General features: G+C 71.5%; 24 protein-coding genes and 1 pseudogene. 21 read left to right on the forward strand and 4 right to left on the reverse strand.

Annotated elements, in window-relative coordinates; translation table 11 throughout:
* Positions 1–18 precede the first annotated feature (18 nt).
* Together AC6R2M_RS05485 and AC6R2M_RS05490 are read left to right on the forward strand one after the other, a co-directional pair.
* The gene (locus AC6R2M_RS05485) at positions 19–795 is read left to right on the forward strand and encodes a peptidoglycan-binding domain-containing protein (protein ID WP_500486259.1); all 777 of its coding nucleotides are present in this window, start codon (positions 19–21) and stop codon (positions 793–795) included.
* A 71-nt stretch (positions 796–866) separates the two neighbouring features.
* Positions 867–1,211 carry a DUF1491 family protein gene (locus AC6R2M_RS05490; RefSeq protein ID WP_500486261.1) on the forward strand — a complete coding sequence of 115 codons (345 nt, stop codon included), beginning with the start codon at positions 867–869 and terminating at the stop codon, positions 1,209–1,211.
* A gap of 21 nt (positions 1,212–1,232) precedes the next feature.
* Here the strand turns inward: AC6R2M_RS05490 and AC6R2M_RS05495 are convergent, their stop codons facing one another.
* A complete protein-coding gene (locus AC6R2M_RS05495; RefSeq protein WP_500486263.1) occupies positions 1,233–2,189 on the reverse strand; it encodes a hypothetical protein in 957 nt (318 codons plus the stop codon).
* 162 nt (positions 2,190–2,351) lie between these two features.
* Here AC6R2M_RS05495 and AC6R2M_RS05500 point away from each other — a divergent pair, with 162 nt between their 5' ends.
* Positions 2,352–2,513, forward strand: coding sequence for a hypothetical protein (locus AC6R2M_RS05500; protein WP_500486265.1), 162 nt, complete (start codon positions 2,352–2,354; stop codon positions 2,511–2,513).
* A 195-nt stretch (positions 2,514–2,708) separates the two neighbouring features.
* On the opposite strand, the gene AC6R2M_RS05505 is transcribed toward AC6R2M_RS05500, so the two are convergent.
* From AC6R2M_RS05505 to AC6R2M_RS05515, 3 genes are read right to left on the reverse strand one after another with little or no spacing between them, the layout of a single operon-like run.
* A complete protein-coding gene (locus AC6R2M_RS05505) occupies positions 2,709–3,320 on the reverse strand; it encodes a DUF1254 domain-containing protein (RefSeq protein ID WP_500486267.1) in 612 nt (203 codons plus the stop codon).
* Positions 3,313–3,900 carry a DUF1214 domain-containing protein gene (locus AC6R2M_RS05510; protein WP_500486269.1) on the reverse strand — a complete coding sequence of 196 codons (588 nt, stop codon included), beginning with the start codon at positions 3,898–3,900 and terminating at the stop codon, positions 3,313–3,315. Before AC6R2M_RS05510 ends, AC6R2M_RS05505 begins: the two co-directional genes overlap by 8 nt.
* Before the next feature lie 16 nt (positions 3,901–3,916).
* Positions 3,917–6,082: a transglycosylase domain-containing protein gene (locus AC6R2M_RS05515; protein ID WP_500486271.1), complete on the reverse strand. Its 2,166-nt coding sequence runs from the start codon at positions 6,080–6,082 to the stop codon at positions 3,917–3,919.
* A 264-nt stretch (positions 6,083–6,346) separates the two neighbouring features.
* On the opposite strand from AC6R2M_RS05515, the gene AC6R2M_RS05520 reads away from it, so the two are divergent.
* From AC6R2M_RS05520 to AC6R2M_RS05605, 18 genes and pseudogenes are all read left to right on the forward strand, one after another.
* Complete coding sequence (locus AC6R2M_RS05520; protein WP_500486273.1) at positions 6,347–6,832, forward strand: YcgN family cysteine cluster protein; 486 nt, start codon at positions 6,347–6,349, stop codon at positions 6,830–6,832.
* Positions 6,833–6,973: 141 nt separating this feature from the next.
* Entirely contained in the window at positions 6,974–7,288 is a 315-nt protein-coding gene (locus AC6R2M_RS05525) for a hypothetical protein (RefSeq protein WP_500486275.1), read from the forward strand.
* A gap of 89 nt (positions 7,289–7,377) precedes the next feature.
* Positions 7,378–8,598 (forward strand): DNA-packaging protein, encoded by a 1,221-nt coding sequence (locus AC6R2M_RS05530; protein WP_500487505.1) that lies wholly within the window; start codon positions 7,378–7,380, stop codon positions 8,596–8,598.
* A 25-nt stretch (positions 8,599–8,623) separates the two neighbouring features.
* Positions 8,624–9,832, forward strand: a complete 1,209-nt coding sequence (locus AC6R2M_RS05535) for a phage portal protein (RefSeq protein ID WP_500486277.1) — start codon at positions 8,624–8,626, stop codon at positions 9,830–9,832.
* Positions 9,833–9,859: 27 nt separating this feature from the next.
* Complete coding sequence (locus AC6R2M_RS05540; RefSeq protein WP_500486279.1) at positions 9,860–10,189, forward strand: DUF6107 family protein; 330 nt, start codon at positions 9,860–9,862, stop codon at positions 10,187–10,189.
* Complete coding sequence (locus AC6R2M_RS05545; protein ID WP_500486281.1) at positions 10,186–10,716, forward strand: HK97 family phage prohead protease; 531 nt, start codon at positions 10,186–10,188, stop codon at positions 10,714–10,716. The genes AC6R2M_RS05540 and AC6R2M_RS05545 overlap by 4 nt, the downstream gene beginning before the upstream one ends.
* 29 nt (positions 10,717–10,745) lie before the next feature.
* Positions 10,746–11,993: a phage major capsid protein gene (locus tag AC6R2M_RS05550; protein WP_500486283.1), complete on the forward strand. Its 1,248-nt coding sequence runs from the start codon at positions 10,746–10,748 to the stop codon at positions 11,991–11,993.
* Between the two features lie 138 nt (positions 11,994–12,131).
* The gene (locus tag AC6R2M_RS05555) at positions 12,132–12,668 is read left to right on the forward strand and encodes a head-tail connector protein (RefSeq protein WP_500486285.1); all 537 of its coding nucleotides are present in this window, start codon (positions 12,132–12,134) and stop codon (positions 12,666–12,668) included.
* Entirely contained in the window at positions 12,665–13,000 is a 336-nt protein-coding gene (locus tag AC6R2M_RS05560; protein WP_500486287.1) for a phage head closure protein, read from the forward strand. Before AC6R2M_RS05555 ends, AC6R2M_RS05560 begins: the two co-directional genes overlap by 4 nt.
* Positions 13,001–13,210: 210 nt before the next feature.
* Positions 13,211–13,624 carry a DUF3168 domain-containing protein gene (locus AC6R2M_RS05565; protein WP_500486289.1) on the forward strand — a complete coding sequence of 138 codons (414 nt, stop codon included), beginning with the start codon at positions 13,211–13,213 and terminating at the stop codon, positions 13,622–13,624.
* Between the two features lie 82 nt (positions 13,625–13,706).
* Positions 13,707–14,120, forward strand: a complete 414-nt coding sequence (locus AC6R2M_RS05570) for a phage major tail protein, TP901-1 family (RefSeq protein ID WP_500486291.1) — start codon at positions 13,707–13,709, stop codon at positions 14,118–14,120.
* A 2-nt stretch (positions 14,121–14,122) separates the two neighbouring features.
* Entirely contained in the window at positions 14,123–14,455 is a 333-nt protein-coding gene (locus tag AC6R2M_RS05575; protein WP_500486293.1) for a gene transfer agent family protein, read from the forward strand.
* Positions 14,452–14,673, forward strand: coding sequence for a phage tail assembly chaperone (locus tag AC6R2M_RS05580; RefSeq protein WP_500486294.1), 222 nt, complete (start codon positions 14,452–14,454; stop codon positions 14,671–14,673). The genes AC6R2M_RS05575 and AC6R2M_RS05580 overlap by 4 nt, the downstream gene beginning before the upstream one ends.
* A 12-nt stretch (positions 14,674–14,685) precedes the next feature.
* Positions 14,686–15,257: pseudogene (locus AC6R2M_RS05585) on the forward strand (phage tail tape measure protein).
* A gap of 3 nt (positions 15,258–15,260) precedes the next feature.
* The gene (locus AC6R2M_RS05590; RefSeq protein ID WP_500486296.1) at positions 15,261–15,884 is read left to right on the forward strand and encodes a phage distal tail protein, Rcc01695 family; all 624 of its coding nucleotides are present in this window, start codon (positions 15,261–15,263) and stop codon (positions 15,882–15,884) included.
* Positions 15,881–16,771 (forward strand): phage/gene transfer agent baseplate hub protein, encoded by an 891-nt coding sequence (locus tag AC6R2M_RS05595; RefSeq protein ID WP_500486298.1) that lies wholly within the window; start codon positions 15,881–15,883, stop codon positions 16,769–16,771. Before AC6R2M_RS05590 ends, AC6R2M_RS05595 begins: the two co-directional genes overlap by 4 nt.
* Entirely contained in the window at positions 16,771–17,190 is a 420-nt protein-coding gene (locus AC6R2M_RS05600) for an NlpC/P60 family protein (protein WP_500486300.1), read from the forward strand. Before AC6R2M_RS05595 ends, AC6R2M_RS05600 begins: the two co-directional genes overlap by 1 nt.
* A 3-nt stretch (positions 17,191–17,193) precedes the next feature.
* Positions 17,194–21,012, forward strand: a complete 3,819-nt coding sequence (locus AC6R2M_RS05605; protein WP_500486302.1) for a baseplate multidomain protein megatron — start codon at positions 17,194–17,196, stop codon at positions 21,010–21,012.
* Positions 21,013–21,017 lie beyond the last annotated feature (5 nt).

The raw sequence follows: 21,017 nt of genomic DNA on the forward strand, positions 1-21,017 counted from the left end.
ACGCGCCGGATCGCCGCCATGGCGGGCTTGATCGCCGGAGCCGCCGCGCTTGGCCTCGGGCGGCTGGCGCTCGTCGGTGGCCGCGCCGTCGGGGCGCGTCCGATCCTCTACGGCGGAACGGCCGCGTTCCTGGCGCTCGGCGCGACGGTGAGCGCCAACGCGCTGTTCCACCAGAATTCGGTCCACCCGCATCCGATGCTCGTGACGCGCACGCTCGACCGGGTCGAGACCGCGAGCGCCGGCCCGCGCACCGAGCCGGCCGTCGCCCAGCCCTGGCGCCCGACCAACGACCCGCGCATCGAGCCGGTGCCGATGGTGCGCGAGGCGCAGGAGCTCCTGCAGAAGGCCGGCTACTATCAGGCCGAGATCGACGGACGCCCCGGGCAGGCGACCGACCGCGCGATCCGCCGTTTCCAGGCCGAGCGGGGCCTTCGCGTCGACGGCATGACGACGCCGCTCCTGCTGACGCAGATCCGGCAGCTGACCGGCGACGTGCCCACCCCCTCCGGCGCGCCGGAGGGCCGCGAATATGCCGGTCTCGACGATCTCCTGAACAACCTTCCGGCGGACGGTTCGGACATTCCCATCCTCGACGAGGAGCCGGCCGACCCGGAGCTCGTGAAGCGCATCCAGGCGGGGCTCACCAGCGCCTCGGTGGCCGAACTGAAGGCCGACGGCATCGCCGGTTCGGCGACGCGCGCCGCGATCCGCACTTTCCAGGAGCTGGCGGGCCTCGAGGTCACCGGGATGCCGAGCGAGTCGCTTCTGGCTCATCTCGACGCGATGACGCGATAGCCGTTTCCTCGACGCCCGCCGATCGATCCGAAAGCCGTTCCGGTTTTCGGATCGATCGGTTAGGGGCAGGAATGCGGATCACCAGCGAACTCTTCGTCTCCCAGCTCACACGACGCGTCTTCGTCGAGGGCGGCTTCGCGGCCGTCGTTCGTCGCGGCTCGGACATGGCCGGCGCCGTCTTCGTCCTGACGCGGGCTCGGGACGGCACGCTGACGCTCTACGGTCCCGCGCCGCAAATCTTCGCGGACGAGGAGGGCGGCCGCCGCTTCATCCGCGAGGCGGTCGAGGACGAGGCGGACCTTCAGACGCGCTTCGAGAGGGAAGCGCGGTTCGATCCGGACTTCTGGGTGGTGGAACTCGAACGGGACGAGGTCGGCGATCTGTTCGATCTCGTGGAGGACGAGCCGCGCGACTGAGCGGGGCGGGTGCCTCGTCGCTCAGCCGTTGGAGGTCCGGCGGGGCTGCGCCGGCGCCTGGGAGCGCTGGCCGAAGACGGAGGTGGAGCGCGGGTCGCGGTCGCGCTCACCGGTTTCCCGGTTCGTGTCGGACGCTCGCAGCGGCGCGGCGGGCAGCGTGCGGTAGCGCTCGGCCATCTCCCGGAAGGCTTGCACGTCGAGGCCGATCTTCGGGCGCACGAGCATCAGGATCGCGAGCGCCTGACCCGTATCGACTCCGGCGTCCTTCAGGGCCTGCGCGAGCGTCGCGCCGCCCTCGTCCTCCTCCGCGTGCCGGCGCTGGTCCGGGGAGAGGCCGAGACGCGCCTCGGCGACGTCGAAGAAGACCGTGCTGCCGCGACGGGCGGCGCGAAGAAGCGCCGAGCCGACCGAGCGCGAATCGCCGCGGCCGGCGCTGGCGATCTGGCGCAGCGTGTCGCGAACGAAGGCCGCCGCGTCGGCGGCGGACGCCGCATCGACGACGGGTTCGCGGGGCGCGCGCTCGGCCAGATGCTCGGGCGCCAGCGGCGGCGGCTCGACCTGCGTCCGCATCGGACGAGCCGCAGGACCGTCGAGCCCCCGCGACCGGCGCCCGGCGAGGATCTTCTCGATCCGCTCGTCGCCGCGGGCGGCAAGGCGCTCCCGATGGGCGGGGGACAGGCCCGGCGTGGAGACGAGGAAGGGGGCCGCGATCTCGACGGGCGAATCGACGATCAGATCGACCAGCTCGGCCGGAACGCGCGTGGAATGGGACAGGGAGGCCGCCAAGGCGCGGCGGGTCTCGGGACGGGTGCGCTCGAAGAGCGGGGCCACCAGCCGCCCGAACTCGATCGCCTGGGTCTCGGTCGGCGCGCGAAGCGAACCGTAGGCGGCGACGGCCGCCGTGACGATGACGTCGAACTCCGCGCGGCCCTTGGGGCTTTCGAGAGACCGGAAGATCCGAGGGGCGACGTCCTTCATGGGATCCTTCGAACTCTACGCGACGAAACGGTGATCTTTTCGCAAATTACGCCTCAAATCTTAGCAAGCTGTTAACCTTGGCGGTGCTTCTCTGACCCCAAGTTGGAAGCTCGGCCCGTTTGTGCGCCTTGCGCGCATCGGGCCCGGAGGGGCGAAGCGTTCATGTCTTTGGCAACGCAAGTGACGTATCTGGCCATCCCGCAGATCAAGAGCCGGGGGCTGCCGCCGCGACGGCGGGAAGGAACGGCGGAGATCGTGATCCTGCCGTGCATCCGCTACGAGCGGATCGGCGATGCGGAGGCCGCGCGGGCCGAGGCGTTGTAAGGGCCCGGACAGCGCTCGCTCCGGCCCTTCCGGAGGGCCTTCGACGGCTCTCGCCGATGCGGCGAAGTGTCCCTTCATGACCTTTTGGCGGGGTGCGGAGAGGTTCCTCGCCCGGAACGCCGTTGCCCGTGCGAACCCGAAAACGACGATGGCGGACGGTCGCTCCGATCCCTCCTGCCGCCGGGCCGGGAACGGTCAGCCGTCGATGGTCGCCGGTTCGGCGGCCGCGGCGTCGGCGGGGAGGGGCACCGCTTCGCAGGCGAGCGAGCGCACCAGAGCCTCGACGGACGGTCGCAGGCTCTCCGCTTCGACGAGGGCGCGGAAGGTCAGATAGAGATCGCTCTGCCCGACGACGACCGGGATCGAATCCTCTTCGCCGAGAAGGCCGGCAAGACGGGCCTCGTCCAGCTGGTCGGCGGTGCCGACGAGAAGATCCAGGCTCGTCTCGGGGGCGAGCCGCTCGTTGATCGAATAGAGATTGTCGCCCGAGCGGGCGACGATCGAGGCCGACCAGAACGCGTCGGCGCGCTCGGCCGACAGGCGGACCGGGGCCTGCGAGATGGAGAACCGGCAGGCGGCGGTGACGAAGGCTGGGTCCATGAAGCCGAAGCGCTCGGTCACGGCGGGCTCGACGTCCAGCGAGGGGCCGTTGCCCGCCACGATGGTCGGCTGGAAGCTCGGCATGATGGCGACGAGCCGCGCCCAGGCATTGTCTTCCGACAGGCGGGGCATGGCGAAGATCACGCCGATATGGACGATCAGGGCGCCGACGATCCCGATCAGGAGGGCGAGAAGCAGTCTACCCATCGATCGCACATCCCGTCCGCTCGATGGCGGGCATGGCGACGTCGGTCGCCCCGCCGGCCGTGGAGGCGGGCGTGTCGTAGAGCGTCAGCGCCAGGACGAAGCCGCCGCGGCCGGACATGGCCAGCCAGTTGCCGGGCTGCGCCCGCGAGGAGACCGCGACCACCGCCACGTTGTCGTCGTCGCGCATGAGGCTGGAGGAGACCAGCCAGGCCGGTCGGCCCGAAAGGGGGCGGATCGAACGGCCGGCCTCGTCGAAGGCCGACAGGGTCCAGACCCGTGCGGGCGGCAGACTGCCGGCGATCCGGTAGGTGCATTCGCGGCGCAGCGGCCGGCCCGCGCCGTCCACCCTGGCGCGGAACGCCATGCCTTCCGCAAGCCCGAGGGTGAGGTTACCGTCGCGTGCGGCCTGGGCGCGCGAATAGGGATCGGCCGTGGGCGAGCCGGCGAGCCGGTCGGCCTGCCACGGGCCGACATCGAGCGTGCCGGTGCCCTCATAGCGGTCGAGCATGACGGAGGCCGACCAGGCGCCGCCGGAAATGGCGATGCCGAGCGCCAGGATGGTCAGGATGACGAAGCGCATTCCGGAGGCGGAGCCCTCAGCGGGCCGTCCGCGACCCGGCGCCTTCGGCACGCGCGGCGGCGAACTCCTCGGGCGCGGCGGGAAGCTGGCGGCTCATCCGCTCGGCGATGTCGGAGAGGACCTTCTGCGTATCGGAATTGATGCTGACCGGACGCGAGATGCGCGGGCGCCCCTCCTCGTCCTCCGCCGCGGCGACCTGCGCCGCGCCGCCCTGGGGCAGGGCGTTGTCGACGCCGGGGATGGGCAGGAGCTCGATCCCCTGATGGGCGGCCTCCATGAAGCGCTGCCACGTCATGGCCGGAAGCGAGCCGCCGGTCAGATCCTTAGTCGGCTGGAAGCTGTCGTTGCCGTACCAGACGGCGGCGGAGAAATTGCCCGTGTAGCCGACGAACCAGGCGTCGCGGTAGCCCTGGGTCGTGCCCGTCTTGCCGGCGGCGCGCGTCATGGAGAGGGCGGCGCGGCGCGCGGTGCCGCGCACCGGGATCTCGGCCATCATCCGGTTCATGTCCAGCGCCGCCTGCCGGCTGAGGACGCGCTTGCGGGGCGGCAGGTCCCGCGCGGCGGTCCACAGAACCTCGCCGTTCGTGTCCTGCAGCGTCAGGATCGAGTGGCGGTTCGATTCCATGCCCTCGGCGGGGAAGACCGCGATGGCGGTCGCCTGATCCATGACGGTGACCTCGCTCGTGCCGAGCGCCATCGTCTTGTCGCCGCGAAGCGGGCTCGCGATGCCCATCGCATGGGCGAGATCGACGACCTTGCCCATGCCGATCGACTGGCTGAGGCGGACCGGAACGGTGTTGTAGGAGCGCGCGAGCGCGTCCGTCAGGCTGACGCGGCCGGCGAAGGAGCGGCCGTAATTGCGCGGCGACCAGCCCGCCACGGTGATGGGCGCGTCCGAGACGACCTCGTCGGGCCGGTGACCTTCCTCCAGATAGGCCGCGTAGATGTACGGCTTGAAGGAGGAGCCCGGCTGGCGGAGCGCCCGCGTCGCCCGGTTGAACTGCGACAGGCCGTAGTCCCGCCCGCCGACGAGGGCGCGCACGCCGCCATCGTCGTCGAGGACGACCATCGCGCTCTCCTCGACATTGTAGGCGCGGCCGAACTGGCGAAGGTGGAAATCGATCGATTCGTCGGCCAGCGCCTGGAGGCCCATGTCGATCGTGGTCTGGGCGATGAAGTTGCGCCGGTCCATGGAGGAGGTGAGGCGCTGCACGTCCTCGAAGGCGAAGTCGAGGAAGTAGTCGGGCGAGCGGATGGAGGAGCGGTCGACCGCAGTGGCCGGCGCGCGGCGCGCCGCGACGACCTGCCCCTCCGTCATGAAGCCCGAATCGACCATGGCCGAGAGGACGACGTTGGCCCGGGCGCGCGCGGCCGGCAGGTTGATGTGCGGGGCGTAGTTGGCGGGCGCCTTGAAGAGGCCGGCCAGCATGGCCGCCTCGGCGATCGTCACCTGCCGCAGGTTCTTGCCGAAATAGAACTCGGCCGCCGCCGCCGCCCCGAACGTGCCGCCGCCCATATAGGCGCGGTCGAGATACATCGCGAGAATCTGGCGCTTGGAGAGGTTCGTCTCCAGCCAGAGCGCGATGAAGGCCTCGTTGATCTTCCGGTCGATCGAGCGCTCGTTCGAAAGGTAGAGGTTCTTGGCGAGCTGCTGGGTGAGGGTGGAGCCGCCCTGCACGACGCCGCCGGCCCGCGCGTTCTGGCCGAGCGCGCGGCCGAGGCCGATGAAGTCGATGCCCCAATGCTCGAAGAAGCGCCGGTCCTCGGTGGCGAGAACCGCCTTGATCAGGTGGTCGGGCATCTCGTCGATCGGGACGGCGTCGGAGCGCAGCACGCCGCGCCGGCCGATCTCGTTGCCGTGCCGGTCGAGGAACAGGACGGAATAGTCGGTCTGCTCCGGCAGGCCGCCGGCCGTGTGGCGCATGGCGGGCTGGGCGAGCGCCAGAAGGACGATGAAACCGGCGAGGCCGAGGGTCAGCCCCTCGCAGGACAGCTCGACCACGGCGCGGTTGAAGCCCTTCACCCGCAAGCGGCGCGAGAAGATCGTCGTCGTCTCCCAGGCCGCGCTGAAGCCGCGGAAGAGACGGTACAGAGTCGAATCGAGCCAGGCGTCGAGCTCGATCAGAAAGGTGGGGCGCCGGCGGATCGTTCGGCGTGCCGGCAGGAGCTTCCAGAAGCGCAAGACCTGAGGACCTTCCTTCACGCGCGGACGACGTCGCGGGCACGCACCGGGATGCGGTCGCCCACGATGTCATACTATATGCCCCTTGCGACCTTCTACAGCATCGGCCCGAAAATCAGAATCGATTTTCGGAAAGCCCGATGCGTAGATTCAAGGAGATAGAGCGACCTTTGCGCGTCCGAAGGGACGCACGGCGCTCTAGGTGTCAATTTCGCGTTGCAGGACAAGTGCGTGGACCGAGATCGAACGACAACAGGGCCGGACATGCGTGATTTCGGCAACGCCTTCTGGCGCGACAAGCCGCTGGAGGCGCTCGATCCGGCCGAATGGGAGGCCCTGTGCGACGGCTGCGGGCGCTGCTGCCTGAACAAGCTGGAGGACTGGGACACCGGGGAAATCCACTGGACGAACGTCGCGTGCCGTCTGCTCGACGGCCAGTCCTGCGCCTGCTCGAACTACGAGCGGCGTCGCGACTACGTGCCCGACTGCGTGCAGCTGACGCCCGAGACCGTGCGCGAGATCGACTGGCTGCCGCCGACCTGCGCCTACCGGCTCGTGGCGGAAGGGCGCGACCTCTACTGGTGGCATCACCTCGTCTCCGGCGACCGCGAGACGGTTCATCAGGCCGGGATCTCGGCGAAGGGCCGCACGATCAGCGACGAGGGTCTGGAGCCGGAAGATTACGAGGACCACCTCGTCGCCTGGCCGGGAGAGACGCCGGACATCGATCCGTCGAAAATAGGAAAATAGTCATTGACACCGTGACGGTGGTCGGGTAGGGTTCAGGCACAGTCGAAGAATTGCGAGAAAAAGGGCGCTTCCGAAAGGGGCGCCCTTTTTCGTTGGGGAACGGCAATGGTGAAAGCGGCGCGTACGAAAGCGGACAAGCTGATGGCCGACCGGCTGGCCATGCTCCTGCAGAGCGACCTGTCGGCGCTGGAACGTCATTTTCAGGAAAATGGTCCTGACGAGGCGCCGGTCGCGGCAACCGCGATCAAGGGCCGCGTGGAGGCCGTCTCGCAGATCACGCGGACGCTCGAGAAGCTTCTGGAGCTCCGACGCCTGGAGGCGCTGACGCTCGAAGAGGCAAGCGCGGAGGACGAGGCGGAGACGCAGAGGCTGCGCGACGAATTGATGCGCCGACTGCGGGCGGTGGACGCGCGTCGGATCGAAGGGGCCGGGCTGTTCGCAGAGGAGGGCGCGTGACGGCGGCGCGAAGCCTCGACGGCGAGGCCTTCTGGAACGCCGTCTCGGCAGAGATCGCGGCGAGCGGACGCCGGGCCATTCGTGCGGCGATGCCGGGCTGGACGCGTTTTGCGCGGGTGCAGCAACTGCCGCCGCCGGGCGGCTGGCGGCAATGGGTGATGATCGGCGGCCGCGGCTCGGGCAAGACGCGGGCCGGCGCCGAATGGGTTCGCGCGATGGCGCTGGGCGAGGCCCCGATCGCGGCGCGGGCGCACGGGCGGATCGCGCTCGTGGCCGAGACGCTGGGCGACGCGCGCGAGGTGATGGTCGAGGGCGAGAGCGGACTGCGCTCGCTGGACTGGACGGCCAAGCCCGTCTTCGAGGCGACGCGGCGACGGCTGGTCTTCCCGAACGGCGCGGTGGCGCAGATCTTTTCCTCCGAGGACCCGGAGGCGCTGCGGGGCTATCAGTTCGAGGCGGCCTGGGGCGACGAGTTCGCCAAGTGGAAGCATGGCGAGGCCTGCTTCGACAATCTGCAGCTGGGGCTGCGGCTCGGCCGGCAGCCCCGGGCGCTGTTCACGACGACGCCGCGCGCCATGCCCCTTCTCAAGCGGCTGATGGCCGAGGAGGGGACGGTGGTGACCCATATGCGCACGGCGGAGAACGCGGCGAACCTCGCGCCGAGCTTCGTCGCCGCCATGGAGGCGCGCTACGGCGGCTCGCGGCTGGGACGCCAGGAGCTCGACGGCGAGATGCTGGAGGCGCGGGAGGACGCGCTGTTCGACCGCTCCGCGATCGACGCCAATCGTGTGAGGGCGGCGCCGGAGCTGCGCCGGGTGGTCGTCGCGGTCGATCCGCCGGCTTCGTCCGAGGCACGCTCCGACGCCTGCGGGATCGTCGCGGCGGGCGCGGCGGCGGACGGGACGATCTACGTTCTCGCCGACGCCAGCCGGCAGGGCGCCAAGCCCCCCGAATGGGCGCGGGCGGCGGTCGCGCTCTACGAGCGGTTGGAGGCGGACCGGATCGTCGCCGAGGTGAACCAGGGCGGCGAAATGGTCGAGGCGGTGATCCGCGCGGTGGCGCCGAACGTTCCGGTGCGCTCGGTGCGGGCGAGCCGGGGCAAATGGATTCGCGCCGAGCCGGTGGCCGCGCTCTACGAGCAGGGCCGGGTCAGGCACGCGGGGACCTTCCCCGCGCTGGAAGACGAAATGACCGATTTCGGCCCGGACGGGCTTTCGGGCGGACGCTCGCCGGACCGGCTCGACGCCCTCGTCTGGGCCGTCACCGCGCTGGTCCAGCCGGCGGCCGAACCGCGGGTTCGCGGCCTTTAACCATCAAACCATCGGAGAGAACGGGATGGGGCTCGGGCAAAGGCTCAAGGCCCTCGTCGGCATGCGCGCGGATGCGCCGTTGGAGACGAGGCAGATCGGATATGCGGGCGGGACGCTGGTCTTCTCGGGAACGGGACCGGGGCCCGGCACGGAACGCAGCTACGGCGGTCTGGCGCGGGCCGGGTTCATGGGCAACCCGGTGGTCTACCGCTCGGTGCGGCTGATCGCGGAGAACGCCGCCGCCGTGCCGCTGCTCCTCTATGAGAACACGCGGGAGGTGGAGGCCCATCCGATCCTCGACCTTCTTCGCCGGCCGAACGGCTTCGAGGACGGGGCGGCGCTGGTGGAGGCGCTGTGCGGGCATCTGCTCCTGTCCGGCAACGCGTTTCTGGAAGCGGGCGGCGAGGGCGGGCCGCGCGCGCTCTACGCGCTGCGGCCGGACAGGGTTCGCGTCGTCGAGGGACGCGACGGCTGGCCCGAGGCCTACGAGCACCGCGTCGGCGGAACGGTACGGCGGATCGCGGCCGAAGGCGAGGACGGGCGAGCGGGACGGCTGCTGCACATCCGCCTGTTCCACCCGCTGGCCGACACGGACGGCTTCGCGCCGCTGGCCGCGGCGCAAGGCGCGCTCGACCTTCACAACGCGGCGGGGCGCTGGAACCAGGCGCTTCTGGAGAATTCGGCACGGCCGTCCGGCGCGCTCGTCTATCAGCCGGGCGACGGCGGGAACCTCTCGCCCGACCAGTTCGACCGCCTGAAGGCGGAGCTGGAAAGCGGCTATACCGGCGCAGCGCGCGCCGGACGGCCGATGCTTCTGGAAGGCGGGCTCGACTGGAAGGCGATGGCGCTCAGCCCTCGCGAGATGGACTTCATCGAGGCGCGCAATCAGGCCGCGCGCGACATCGCGGTGGCCTTCGGCGTGCCGCCCATGCTGCTCGGCATTCCGGGCGACAACACTTACGCCAACTACGCCGAGGCGAACCGGGCGCTGTTCCGCCTGACCGTGCTGCCGCTCCTGAACAGGCTGACGCGCACGATCGGCGACTGGCTGGGCGACCTTCATGGGGAGCCCGGCCGGCTGCGGCTCGGCTTCGACGCGGACCGGATCGAGGGACTGTCGGCCGAGCGCGAGGCGCTGTGGTCCCGCGTCGGCGCGGCCGGCTTCCTGACCGACGACGAGAAGCGCGAGGCGGTGGGATACGGTCCGCGCGGCCGGACGGGCCATCGCTCCTGAAACACCAGATCATGGAAGGGGATGGCGATGAGCGCCGATCCGATCTCTCCGCTTGGGCTTCTCGGCTTCAAGCTCGCCGGCGCCGTCGCCGGTTCGGCGATCTCGGTCGCCTATCTGCTGCCGACCGGGCGGCGCGAGGCGGCGGTGCGCTTCCTCGCCGGCATCGTCACCGGCCTCGTCTTCGGCGGCCCGGCCGGACTGGTCATCGCCCAGCATCTCGACCTCGACACGCGGCTCTCGCTGGTGGAGCTGACCGTCATCGGCTCGGCGGCGGCGAGCCTCTGCGCCTGGGGCGCGCTCGGGGTCCTCACGCGCTTCGCCGACGGGCTGTTCGCCAAGCCGGAGACGCGTCGATGAGCGTCGCGGTGCCAAGCCCGGTCGCGGTCGCCGCCGAGGGGACTGTGCGCGGCTATGCCAGCCTCTTCGGCCGCCTCGACCGCTCCGGGGACATCGTGGAGCGGGGCGCCTTCGCTAGGACGCTGCGCGAAAAGGGCGCGGCGGGCATCCGCATGCTCTGGCAGCACGACCCGGCGGTGCCCATCGGGACCTGGACGCGGATCGTCGAGGACGAGCGCGGCCTTCTCGTCGAGGGCCGGCTGGCGCTCCACTCGACACGCGGCCGCGAGGCCTTCGAACTCGTGCGGGCCGGGGCGATCGACGGCCTGTCGATCGGCTTCCGCACCCGCAAGGCGCGGCGCGAGGCGGGCGGGGCCCGGCGCGTGCTCGACATCGATCTCTGGGAGGTCTCGATCGTGACCTTCCCCATGCAGTCGCTGGCGCGGCTCGCGACCCGGAGCGGGCGCGCCGTCGCCCAGACCCTGCGCGAACGGCTGCAGGCCGCCGCGCGCTCCATGTCGGCGCCCCGGCCGCGGCCGACCGCCTGACCCTTCCACCGAAAGCCCAAGGAGACGACATGCACGCCAACCATCCGTCGGCGCCGGAGACGCGCGCCGAGACGACCGATTTCGCGGCCATCGGCGAGTTCGTGGAAGCCTTCGAGGGCTTTCGCGAGCGCAGCGACGAGCGCCTGGCCGCCATCGAGAAGCGCATGGGCGGGGAGGGCGGCGAAGACCGCCTGGAAACGCTCGGCCGCGCTCTGGAGGAGCAGGAGAAGCGGCTCGAGCGGCTGACGCTCAGGCAGTCCCGCCCGCCGCTCGGCGGCGGCTCGGAGCGCGCCGACGAGCGACCGAGCGAGCACCGCTCGGCCTTCGAGGCCTATGTGCGCGGCGGCGACGAGCAGCGCCTGCGCCGCCTGGAAGAGAAGGCGATGAACGGACTGACCGGCGCCGACGGGGGCTTCCTCGTGCCGGCCGAGACCGAAACCGAGATCGGCCGGCGCCTCGCCTCCATCTCGCCGATCCGCTCGGTGGCGAGCGTTCGCACCGTCTCCTCGGCGGTGCTGAAGAAGCCCTTCGCGACGGGCGGCGCGCAGACCGGCTGGGTCTCGGAGATCGCGGCGCGGCCGAAGACCGACGCGCCGGTGCTGGCCGAGCTCTCCTTCCCCACAATGGAGCTCTACGCCATGCCGGCGGCCTCCGCCGCGCTTCTGGACGATGCGGCCGTCGACATCGACCGCTGGATCGGGGAGGAGGTCGAGCAGGCCTTCTCCGCGCAGGAGGGCGCGGCCTTCGTGAACGGCGACGGGGTCGCCAAGCCGCGCGGCTTCATGACCTACCCGACCGTTCACGAGGCGGACTGGAGCTGGGGTCGCATCGGCACCGTGCCGACCGGCGCCTCGGGCGGCTTCCGCCAGGGGGCGGAGGCGAGCGACTGCCTTATCGACCTCGTCTACGCCCTGAAGGCCGGCTACCGGCAGAACGCTTCCTTCGTGATGAACCGGCGCACCCAGAGCGCCATCCGCAAGCTCAAGGATGCGGACGGCAACTACATCTGGGCGCCGCCGGCCGCCACCGGCGGGCGCGCGACGCTGATGGGGTTCCCGGTCGTCGAGGCTGAGGAGATGCCGGACATCGGGCCGGGCGCGAACGCCATCGCCTTCGGCGACTTCCAGCGCTTCTACCTCGTCGTCGACCGTCAGGGCGTGCGTGTCCTGCGCGATCCCTATTCCGCCAAGCCCTACGTCCTCTTCTACACCACCAAGCGCGTTGGCGGCGGGGTGCAGGACTTCGACGCGGCGAAGTTCCTGACCTTCGAGGTGTGATGGAAGGAGGGCAAGGCTGCTGAAAGCCCTCATACGCCTGCCGGCACCTTCTCCCCTTTCGGGGAGAAGGACGCGGCCTCGGCGCCGGCGCTCGAACGGCCGTCGCCTGTTCTTGTTCCGAATTCAGGAAGCGCATCCATGATTCTGATCGAACTGGAAAAGCCCGCCGCCGAGCCGGTCTCGGTGGCCGAGGCGAAGGCCTGGGCGCGGATCGAGCGCGAGGACGAGGACGACATCGTCGCCGCCCTGGTCTCGGCGGCGCGCGAATGCGTGGAGCAGCGGACGGGGCTGGTGCTCGGCGACCGGCCGTTCCGCATGGTGCTGGCGGAGATGCCGGCCGGCAGGACGGTGGTCGTCCCGAAACGGCCGGTGACGCAAGTGACGGGCGTGCGGACCTACGACGAGCAGGGGAACGAGACGATCCACGACGCCGGGACGGTCCGGATCGGCGGGGAGCGTCTCGTTCTCGACATGGACACGCGGGCGGAGGGCGGCGTCGAGATCGAGTTCCGCGCGGGGGACGACAGGGTTCCCGAGGCGGTGCGTCAGGCGATCCTGCGGATCGCGGCCGCCTCCTTTGATACGCGCGGGCTCGTCTCGGGCGCCTTGCAGCCGGCCATCGTGCCGCCTTTCGCGGACGCGCTTCTCGCGCCCTTCCGGCGGGTGGCGCTGTGAGCGGCGTCACCTTCCTCGATCCCGGGCTTCTGGATCGCCGGGCGGTGCTGGAGGAGCCGGCCGGCGACGTAGACGCGATGGGAGGGCGGGACCTCCACTGGCGCGAAGTCGCCGATCTGTCGGCGCATCTGGAGCCGGTGCGCGCCGATGCGGGCGAGCGCTTCGAGCGGCGCGAGATGCGCCTGACGCACCGCGTGACGATCCGGCACCGCGACGGCGTGCGGCACGGCATGGCGCTGCGCTTCGGCCAGCGCCGCCTCCTCATCCGCGAGGTGCGCGACCCGGACGAGCGGCGGCGCTACCTGATCTGCCGCTGCGAGGAGGAGCAGTGACGAGGGAGGTCGCGCGCCTCGCCGTCCGGCTGCGCGAGGCGGCGCTGGCGAAGCTGCAGCGGCGGCTGGACCGCGCCTGGGCGGCGGGCGGCACGGACGATCTTCGACAGGATGACGAAAACTTAAGGAACGGCTCTCGACTGCGCCGTGTCCTCACGCCACATTTCAATCCCATATCGTCCGTGAAGAGTTGAAGCGAGGATCGACGCAATGCCCCATTCGAGCGCGGACCTTCAGACCGGCATCGTCCGGGCGTTGCAGACGGACGCCGGGCTGGTGAGCCTTCTGGGCGGTCCGAAGATCTTCGACCACGCGCCCGACCGCGTCGGGTTCCCCTATCTCACGCTGGGACGCTCGGCCGTCATCGACTGGTCGACGGGCACCGAGGACGGCGACGAGCACGTGCTGACGCTGCATGTTTGGTCGCGCGGCGGCTCGAAGGCCGAGGCCTACGAGATCATGGACAAGGTCTCGACGCGCCTGCAGGGCGAGACGCTGAACCTGGAAAGCCACCGGCTGGTGAACCTGCAGCTGCAGTTCGCCGAGGCCCGCCGGGAGCCGGGCGAGCCGGTCTATCACGGCATCCTGCGGTTCCGCGCCGTGACGGAGCCGCTGGCGTCCTGAACCCTTCCACCTTCGACATCGCATTCGCGAAAGGGCGGCCCGGCGGGCCGCCCTTTCCCGTTTCAGGCACAGGAGACACGAGATGGGCGCGCAGCGCGGCAAGGACCTTCTCCTCAAGGTCGATCCGGCGGGCGGAACCGCCTTCCGAACGGTGGCGGGCCTGCGCTCGCGCCGGATCGCGTTCAATGCGGAGACGGTGGACGTGACCGATTCCGAGAGCGCGGGGCGCTGGCGCGAGCTCCTGGGCGGGGCGGGCGTGCAGCGGGCCTCGCTGTCCGGCTCCGGCATCTTCAAGGACGCCGAATCCGACGCGGCCGTCCGCCAGCTCTTCTTCCAGGGGAGGATTGCCGCGTTCCAGGCCGTGATCCCGGACTTTGGCACGGTCGGCGGTCCGTTTCAGGTGACGGCGCTGGAATACGCCGGCGAGCACGACGGCGAAGTCTCCTTCGAGATGACGCTGGAATCGGCCGGCGCGCTCGCCTTCGAGGCGCTCTGACCATGGCCGTGAACCGCAGGCGGGGCGAAGTCTCGGGCGTGATCGGCGGCGAGGAGCGTAGGCTCTGCCTGACGCTCGGCGCGCTCGCGGAACTGGAAGACGCCTTCGCCGTCGAGGATCTGAGCGCGCTCGCCCGGCGCTTTTCCGGCGGCGCCCTTTCGGCCCGCGACCTGACGCGGGTGATCGGGGCCGGGCTTCGCGGCGGGGGCGCCGACATCGGGGACGAGGCCGTGGCGGGGATGGCCATCGACGGGGGCGCGGCGGGCGCCGCGCGCATCGCGACCGAACTGCTTTCGGCCGCCTTCGGGGAGGGCGAGGCGACCGCAAACCCTTGAACGCCGCCGCGCCGCAGGAGGCCGGCGGCGCGGCGGCCTTTCCCTGGGACGAGGCGATGACGCTCGGGCTCGGGCGGCTCGGCCTCCACCCCGCCGCCTTCTGGGCGATGAGCCCGCGCGAGTTCGCCCGCGCGATCGCGCCGCTTCTTCCCGCCCATGGCGGAGCTCCCCGGCGCGCCGATCTCGACGCGCTCATGACCCGCTTTCCCGATCCTTGACGAGGTTGAGACATGGACGAGACGCTCCGCTTTAGCGTCGACGCGGACACGAGCGCGCTCGACCGCTCGCTCGGCGAGCTGACGACGAAGGCGAACGCCTTCGGCACCGCGATGACGGGCGCGTTGAAGAGCGCGACGCTCGGCGGACGTTCGCTCGACGGCGTGTTGCGGGGACTGGCGCTCCGCATCTCCTCCATCGCGCTCAATGCCGCGCTCAAGCCGCTGGGCCAGCTGGCGGGCAACTGGGTCTCGACCGCGCTCGGCGGCATCGGTGCGCTCGGCGGCGGAGCGCAGACGCAGCGCGTCGTGCCCTTCGCCAAGGGCGGGGTGGTGCGCGCGCCGACCTTCTTCCCGACCGGCCGGCAGATGGGGCTGATGGGAGAGGCGGGCGCCGAGGCGATACTGCCCCTGAAACGCGGACCGGGCGGCGAACTCGGCGTCGCCGCCAATGCGGGGGCGGCCGGCCGGCGCCCTCCATCGTCTTCAACGTCACCAGCCCGGACGCTGCGAGCTTCCGCCGCTCCGAGGTGCAGATCCAGGCGATGCTGGCGCGGGCCGCCGCGCGCGGACAGAGAGGGTTGTGAGCGATGAGGGCCTTCAGCGAGGAGCGCTTTCCGCTGGCCGTCGGCTTCGGCACGAGCGGCGGGCCGGAGCGCGTGACGGAGATCGTCCGCCTGACCAACGGCCATGAGAGCCGCAACCAGCGCCGACGCCACTCGGCGCGCCGCTACGATGCCGGGTCGGGCGTCAAGAGTCTCCGCGACCTGGCGGCCGTCGTCGCCTTCTTCGAGGCGCGGCGCGGCCGGCTGGTCGCCTTCCGGTTCCGCGACCCGCTCGACTGCCGCTCCGGGGCGCCGGATACGCCGCCGACGCCGCTCGACCAGTTCATCGGCTTCGGGGATGGGGCGCGTCGCGACTTCGCGCTGACGAAGACCTACGGGACCGGGGAGGACGCCTATGTTCGGCCCATCGAAAAGCCCGTCGCAGGCACCGTCCGCGTCGCCGTCGGCGGGCAGGAAGCTCCCTTCGAGCTGGACGCTGCGACCGGCGTCGCGACGCTGGCGAGCGCTCCGCCGCCGGGCGCACGCGTGACCGCGGGCTTCGAGTTCGACGTGCCGGTGCGCTTCGACATCGACCATCTGTCGGTGAATCTGGCGACCTTCCAGGCCGGCGACATCCCGACCATTCCACTCGTCGAGGTGAGGCCGTGAGGGCGCTGCCGGAAGAGCTGCAGGCGAGCTTTGCCGGCCCCGCGACGACGCTGGCGCGCGCCTGGCGGCTGACGCGGCGCGACGGCCGCGTCTTCGGCTTCACCGATCATGACGAAGCCCTGACGCTGGAGGGAACGCGCTTCGAGGCCGCGACGGGGCTCGCGGCCGGGGAGGCGGAGGCTTCGCTCGGCCTCGCCGCCGGGACGCAGGAGATCGAGGGCGCGCTGTCGGCCGACGCGATCTCGGCTGAGGACGTGTCGGCCGGCCTCTATGACGGCGCGACGGTCGAAAGCTTCGTCGTCGACTGGATGCGGCCGGAGCGCTTCACGCGCCTTTCGGTCGCGACGATCGGCGAAATCCGCCGATCGGGCGAGGCCTTCACCGCCGAACTCCGTGGACCGGAAGCCGCGCTCGACGCCGAGCGCGGGCGGACCTATCGCAGGCGCTGCGACGCCGATCTGGGCGATGCGCGCTGCGGCGTCGATCTGGCGGGCCGCGGGCTCGTGCGGGAGGGCGCGGTCCTGTCGGGCGACGCCGATGCGATCGTCCTCGGATCGCTGGCGGACATCGAGACGGCGCTCTACGAGCGCGGCCGTCTGACGATGCTGGACGGCCGCAACGCAGGTCTCTCACGCGAGGTCGCCGGGCTGGAGACCGCCGGTGGCGACGCCCTTCGCGTGGCGTTGGCCGAGACGCTGCCCTTCGCGCCCGAAGCGGGAAGCCGGGTGCGGCTGCGGGCCGGCTGCGACAAGAGCTTTTCGACCTGCAAGGCGCGCTTCGCCAACGCCGCGAACTTTCGCGGCTTTCCGCACCTGCCGGGGCTCGACGCCGTGCTCGCCGTTGCCAAGCGCGACGATCTGCACGACGGCGCGCCGCTGGTGCCGTGATGCGCGAGCGCGTGCTGGACGAGGCGCGACGGTGGATCGGCACGCCCTATCGCCATCAGGGGACGCGGCTCGGCGTCGGCTGCGACTGCCTCGGGCTCGTGCGCGGTGTCTGGCGAGCGCTCTACGGAGCCGAACCGGAGGCGCCCGGACCCTATTCGCCCAACTGGGCGGAGACCGGCGGACGAGACGAGATGACGCTCGCGGCGCGCCGGCATTTCGTCGGGATCGATCCGGCGGACGCCCGCCCCGGCGACCTCGTCCTCTTCCGCTGGCGGGATGGGCGCCCCGCCAAGCATTGCGGCATTCTCGACGAGGGCGGGCGCGTGATCCACGCCTATGAGGGCGCGTGCGTCGTCTCCTCGCCGCTGACGCCGGGCTGGGCCCGGCGCATCTCCAGCACCCATCGCTTCCCGGAGTAGACCATGGCGACCATCCTTCTGCAGGCGGCCGGCGGGGCGCTCGGCGGCCTCGTCGGCGGCCCGGCGGGCGCTATGATCGGGCGCGGGCTCGGCGCGCTGGCGGGCGGTGTCGTGGACCAGCGCCTGTTCTCGCGCACGCGCTCCATAGAGGGCGCGCGCCTGCGCGGCGGCCGCGTTCTGGATGCCGACGAGGGTGCCGGGATCGCGCGCCTCTACGGCACGGCGCGGATCGCCGGACAGGTGATCTGGACGACCCGCTTCGAGGAAACCCGCACCACCGAGCGGCAGGGCGGCAAGGGGCGGCCGGCCGGAGCGAAGGTGACGACCTATTCCTATCACGGCAATGTCGCGATCGGCCTTTGCGAGGGGCCGATCGCCCATGTCCGCCGCGTCTGGGCGGACGGCGAGGAACTGGACCTGACCGGCGTCGAGATGCGCGTGCATCGCGGCACCGAGGACCAGATGCCGGACCCGCTGATCGAGGCGCGGCAGGGCGCCGGCAACGCGCCGGCCTATCGCGGGCTCGCCTATGTCGTCTTCGAGCGATTGGCGCTGGAGCGCTGGGGAAACCGGCTGCCGCAGATCGCCTGCGAGGTGATCCGCCCGATCGGCGAGCTCGAGGAGGAGATGCGCGCCGTCACCATCATTCCCGGCGCCTCCGAGCATGGGCTGGACCCGCTGACGGTGCGCGAACGGCTGGAGCCGGGCGTCGACCGGGTCGCCAACCGCAACGTTTCCCATGCGGGCAACGACGTCGCCGCCTCGCTCGACGAGCTGACGGCTCTCTGCCCGAAGCTGGAGCGCGCGGCGCTGATCGTCGCCTGGTTCGCGGACGATCTGCGCTGCGGCCATGCGAGCGTGCGGCCGGGCGTGGAGGTGGCGCGGCGCGAGGAGACGGAAGGCTGGAGCGTCGACGGGATCGGGCGCGGGGAGGCACGCCTCGTCAGCCGCTCGGACGGCGGACCGGCCTATGGCGGCACGCCGTCCGACGACGGGGTGATCCGGTCGATCCGCGCGCTGAAGGCACGCGGGCTGAAGGTGACGCACTACCCGTTCCTGCTGATGGACGTGCCGGCCGGGAACGGCCTGCCCGACCCGCACTCGGACGGGAGCCAGGCGGCCTACCCCTGGCGTGGCCGCATGAGCCTCGACATCGCGGAGAACCGCTCCGGGACCGTCGATGGAACGGCTCGAGCACGCGTCGACATCGAGCGCTTCGTCTCCGGACAGGAATGGTCCTATCGGCGGATGGTGCTGCATCAGGCGCGGCTCTGCGCGGCGGCCGGCGGAGTGGACGCCTTCGTCATCGGTTCGGAAATGCGCGGGCTGACGCGGCTGCGCGACGGGGAGGGACGCTTCCCCTTCGTCGAGGCGCTGATCGCCCTGGCGCGTGAGGTGAAGACGATCCTGCCCGGCGCGACGATCACCTATGCCGCCGACTGGAGCGAGTATTTCGGCTACCAGCCGGCGGACGGCTCGGGCGACGTCTTCTTCAATCTCGATCCCCTCTGGGCCGACGAAGCGATCGGCGTCGTCGGGATCGACTCCTACCTGCCGCTGACGGACTGGCGGGCCGGGGACCGCGAGGACGGCGGGCCCGACGGCCTCGCCAGCCCCTATGATCGTGCCGGTCTAGGCGCGGGCATCGAAAGCGGCGAGCACTACGACTGGTACTATGCGGGCGAGGAGGATCGCAGGGCGCGGCGGCGCACGCCGATCACCGACGGGTCGGCCGGCAAGCCGTGGGTCTACCGCGCCAAGGATCTGCGCTCCTGGTGGGGGAACGAGCACCGCGAGCGGCGCGGCGGGGTGGAGGTGGGAAGCCCGAGCCCCTGGGTGCCGCGCTCCAAGCCGATCTGGCTGACCGAGCTCGGCTGCCCGGCGATCGACAAGGGGGCGAACCAGCCGAACGTCTTCGTCGATCCCAAAAGCTCGGAAAGCTTCGTGCCGCATTTTTCGACCGGCGCGCGCGACGACCATCAGCAGCGGCGCTTCCTGGAGGCGCATCTGCAGCATTGGGCGAGCGCCGCGAACCCGGTCTCCCCGGTCTATGACGGGCCGATGGTGGATCCGGGCGCGTTGCATCTCTGGACCTGGGACGCGCGGCCCTATCCCGCCTTTCCGGAGCGCCGCGACGTGTGGAGCGACGGCGGCAACTGGCAGCTCGGCCACTGGCTGACCGGACGCCTCGGCAAGGCGCCGCTGGACCGGCTGATCGTGGCGATCCTGAAGGACCACGGCATCGAGGACGCGGATGTGGCCGCCGTCGACGGCGAGGTCGGCGGCTTCGTCCTGGCCGGGCCCGGCTCGGCACGCGGCGAGATCGAAGCGCTGATGCGGCTCGGCGGATTGACCGCGCATTCGAGGGACGGGAGGCTGACCTTCGCCTCCACGCGGCGGGCGACGACCGCGCATGCCCTGACGGTGCTCGCCGAAGAGGAGGAAGGCGCGCCCGTGTCGCTTCGCCGCGCCGAGGCGAGCGAGGGCGTCGACGAGGCGGTCTTGCGCTTCTCCGATCCCGCGCGCGCCTATCAGAGCGGCACGGCCTCGGCCGGCGGAACGCTGGCGGGGCGCTCCTCCCGCCGCGTGTCGCTGGACCTGCCGGTGACGCTGGACGAGGCCGAGGCGCGACGCTTCGCCTCCGGCCTTCTGGCCGACAGCTCGGGCGGGCGGGAGACGGCGGGCTTCGCCCTGTCTCCGGCCGAACTCGCGCTGGAGCCCGGCGACGTCGTGACGCTCCCCGACATTCCAGGACGCTGGCGCGTGGAGCGGATCGAGGACGGAGCGGTTCGCCGGATCGAGGCGCGCATCCTCGCCCGGCCTGGGCTGGAGCCCTCCCGCGGCGGAGACGATGCTCGGCCCGCGCCGCGTGCGCCGCTGGTCGCCTCCCGCCCGGCGGTGCATCTGATGGACCTGCCGCTCCTCGGCGACGACGCGGGCGGGCCGGCGATCGCGCTCTTCGCGAGGCCCTTCGTGCCCTTTGCCGCCTTCGCAACGGCCGAGGGCGGCGAACTGACGACGCGCGCGCTTCTCGACCGCCCCGCGCGCGTCGGACGGCTGGCGGCAGAGCTTCGGCCCGGCCCCGAAGGCCGGATCGACCGGGCGAACGCCATTCTCGTCGATCTTTCGTCGGGCGCCCTCGCTTCCATCGGACGGCCGGCGCTTCTGGCCGGCGGGAACGCGGCGGCGATCCGCTCGCGCGGCGGTGCGTGGGAGGTCGTGCAGTTCGAGACCGCCGAGGAGGTCGCGCCCCGGCGCTTCCGCCTGACGGGGCTCATGCGGGCGCAGGCCGGCACGGAGGACGCAGCCGCCGCCGGCGCGCCGGTCGGCTCGCCCTTCGTCCTCCTCGACGAAGCGGTGATCCCGGCGGGCGTCTCGCCCTCCGAGATCGGCCAGCCGCTCCGCTGGCGGGTCACGCCCGCCGGTCGCGCGCTCGACGACGAGGCCGCGATCGACGTGACGCAGGCGCTCGGCGAACGGGCGCTCCTGCCGCTTTCGCCCGTGCATCTGCGCGGCCGCTTCGATCCGACCGGGGCGCTCGTCCTCGACTGGATCCGGCGCTCGCGCCTGAACGCGGATCGCTGGGAGGGCATCGAGATCCCGCTCGGCGAGGAGATCGAGCGCTACCGCGTCGAGATCGCGGACGGGACGGGGCGAAGGATCGGGATCGAGACGGCGGAGCCGGCCGCGACGCTGTCGCCCGAGCGCCTCGACGCAGCCTTCGGCGCCGAGCCGGCGGTTCTCGACATCGCCGTCGCGCAGATGTCGCTCGCCGTCGGGGCCGGAACGCCGCGACGCCTGCGCCTCTCGCGCGGCCCCTGATCAAC

Source organism: Aureimonas sp. CAS (assembly GCF_059838215.1).

Bases quoted from the DNA above. Each gene is read 5' to 3' on its own strand.
- AC6R2M_RS05485 (WP_500486259.1), top strand. From the start codon at position 19: ATGGCGGGCTTGATCGCCGGAGCCGCCGCGCTTGGCCTCGGGCGGCTG.
- AC6R2M_RS05490 (WP_500486261.1), top strand. From the start codon at position 867: ATGCGGATCACCAGCGAACTCTTCGTCTCCCAGCTCACACGACGCGTC.
- AC6R2M_RS05495 (WP_500486263.1), bottom strand. From the start codon at position 2,189: ATGAAGGACGTCGCCCCTCGGATCTTCCGGTCTCTCGAAAGCCCCAAG.
- AC6R2M_RS05500 (WP_500486265.1), top strand. From the start codon at position 2,352: ATGTCTTTGGCAACGCAAGTGACGTATCTGGCCATCCCGCAGATCAAG.
- AC6R2M_RS05505 (WP_500486267.1), bottom strand. From the start codon at position 3,320: ATGGGTAGACTGCTTCTCGCCCTCCTGATCGGGATCGTCGGCGCCCTG.
- AC6R2M_RS05510 (WP_500486269.1), bottom strand. From the start codon at position 3,900: ATGCGCTTCGTCATCCTGACCATCCTGGCGCTCGGCATCGCCATTTCC.
- AC6R2M_RS05520 (WP_500486273.1), top strand. From the start codon at position 6,347: ATGCGTGATTTCGGCAACGCCTTCTGGCGCGACAAGCCGCTGGAGGCG.
- AC6R2M_RS05525 (WP_500486275.1), top strand. From the start codon at position 6,974: ATGGCCGACCGGCTGGCCATGCTCCTGCAGAGCGACCTGTCGGCGCTG.
- AC6R2M_RS05530 (WP_500487505.1), top strand. From the start codon at position 7,378: ATGCCGGGCTGGACGCGTTTTGCGCGGGTGCAGCAACTGCCGCCGCCG.
- AC6R2M_RS05535 (WP_500486277.1), top strand. From the start codon at position 8,624: ATGGGGCTCGGGCAAAGGCTCAAGGCCCTCGTCGGCATGCGCGCGGAT.
- AC6R2M_RS05540 (WP_500486279.1), top strand. From the start codon at position 9,860: ATGAGCGCCGATCCGATCTCTCCGCTTGGGCTTCTCGGCTTCAAGCTC.
- AC6R2M_RS05545 (WP_500486281.1), top strand. From the start codon at position 10,186: ATGAGCGTCGCGGTGCCAAGCCCGGTCGCGGTCGCCGCCGAGGGGACT.
- AC6R2M_RS05550 (WP_500486283.1), top strand. From the start codon at position 10,746: ATGCACGCCAACCATCCGTCGGCGCCGGAGACGCGCGCCGAGACGACC.
- AC6R2M_RS05555 (WP_500486285.1), top strand. From the start codon at position 12,132: ATGATTCTGATCGAACTGGAAAAGCCCGCCGCCGAGCCGGTCTCGGTG.
- AC6R2M_RS05565 (WP_500486289.1), top strand. From the start codon at position 13,211: ATGCCCCATTCGAGCGCGGACCTTCAGACCGGCATCGTCCGGGCGTTG.
- AC6R2M_RS05570 (WP_500486291.1), top strand. From the start codon at position 13,707: ATGGGCGCGCAGCGCGGCAAGGACCTTCTCCTCAAGGTCGATCCGGCG.
- AC6R2M_RS05575 (WP_500486293.1), top strand. From the start codon at position 14,123: ATGGCCGTGAACCGCAGGCGGGGCGAAGTCTCGGGCGTGATCGGCGGC.
- AC6R2M_RS05590 (WP_500486296.1), top strand. From the start codon at position 15,261: ATGAGGGCCTTCAGCGAGGAGCGCTTTCCGCTGGCCGTCGGCTTCGGC.
- AC6R2M_RS05600 (WP_500486300.1), top strand. From the start codon at position 16,771: ATGCGCGAGCGCGTGCTGGACGAGGCGCGACGGTGGATCGGCACGCCC.
- AC6R2M_RS05605 (WP_500486302.1), top strand. From the start codon at position 17,194: ATGGCGACCATCCTTCTGCAGGCGGCCGGCGGGGCGCTCGGCGGCCTC.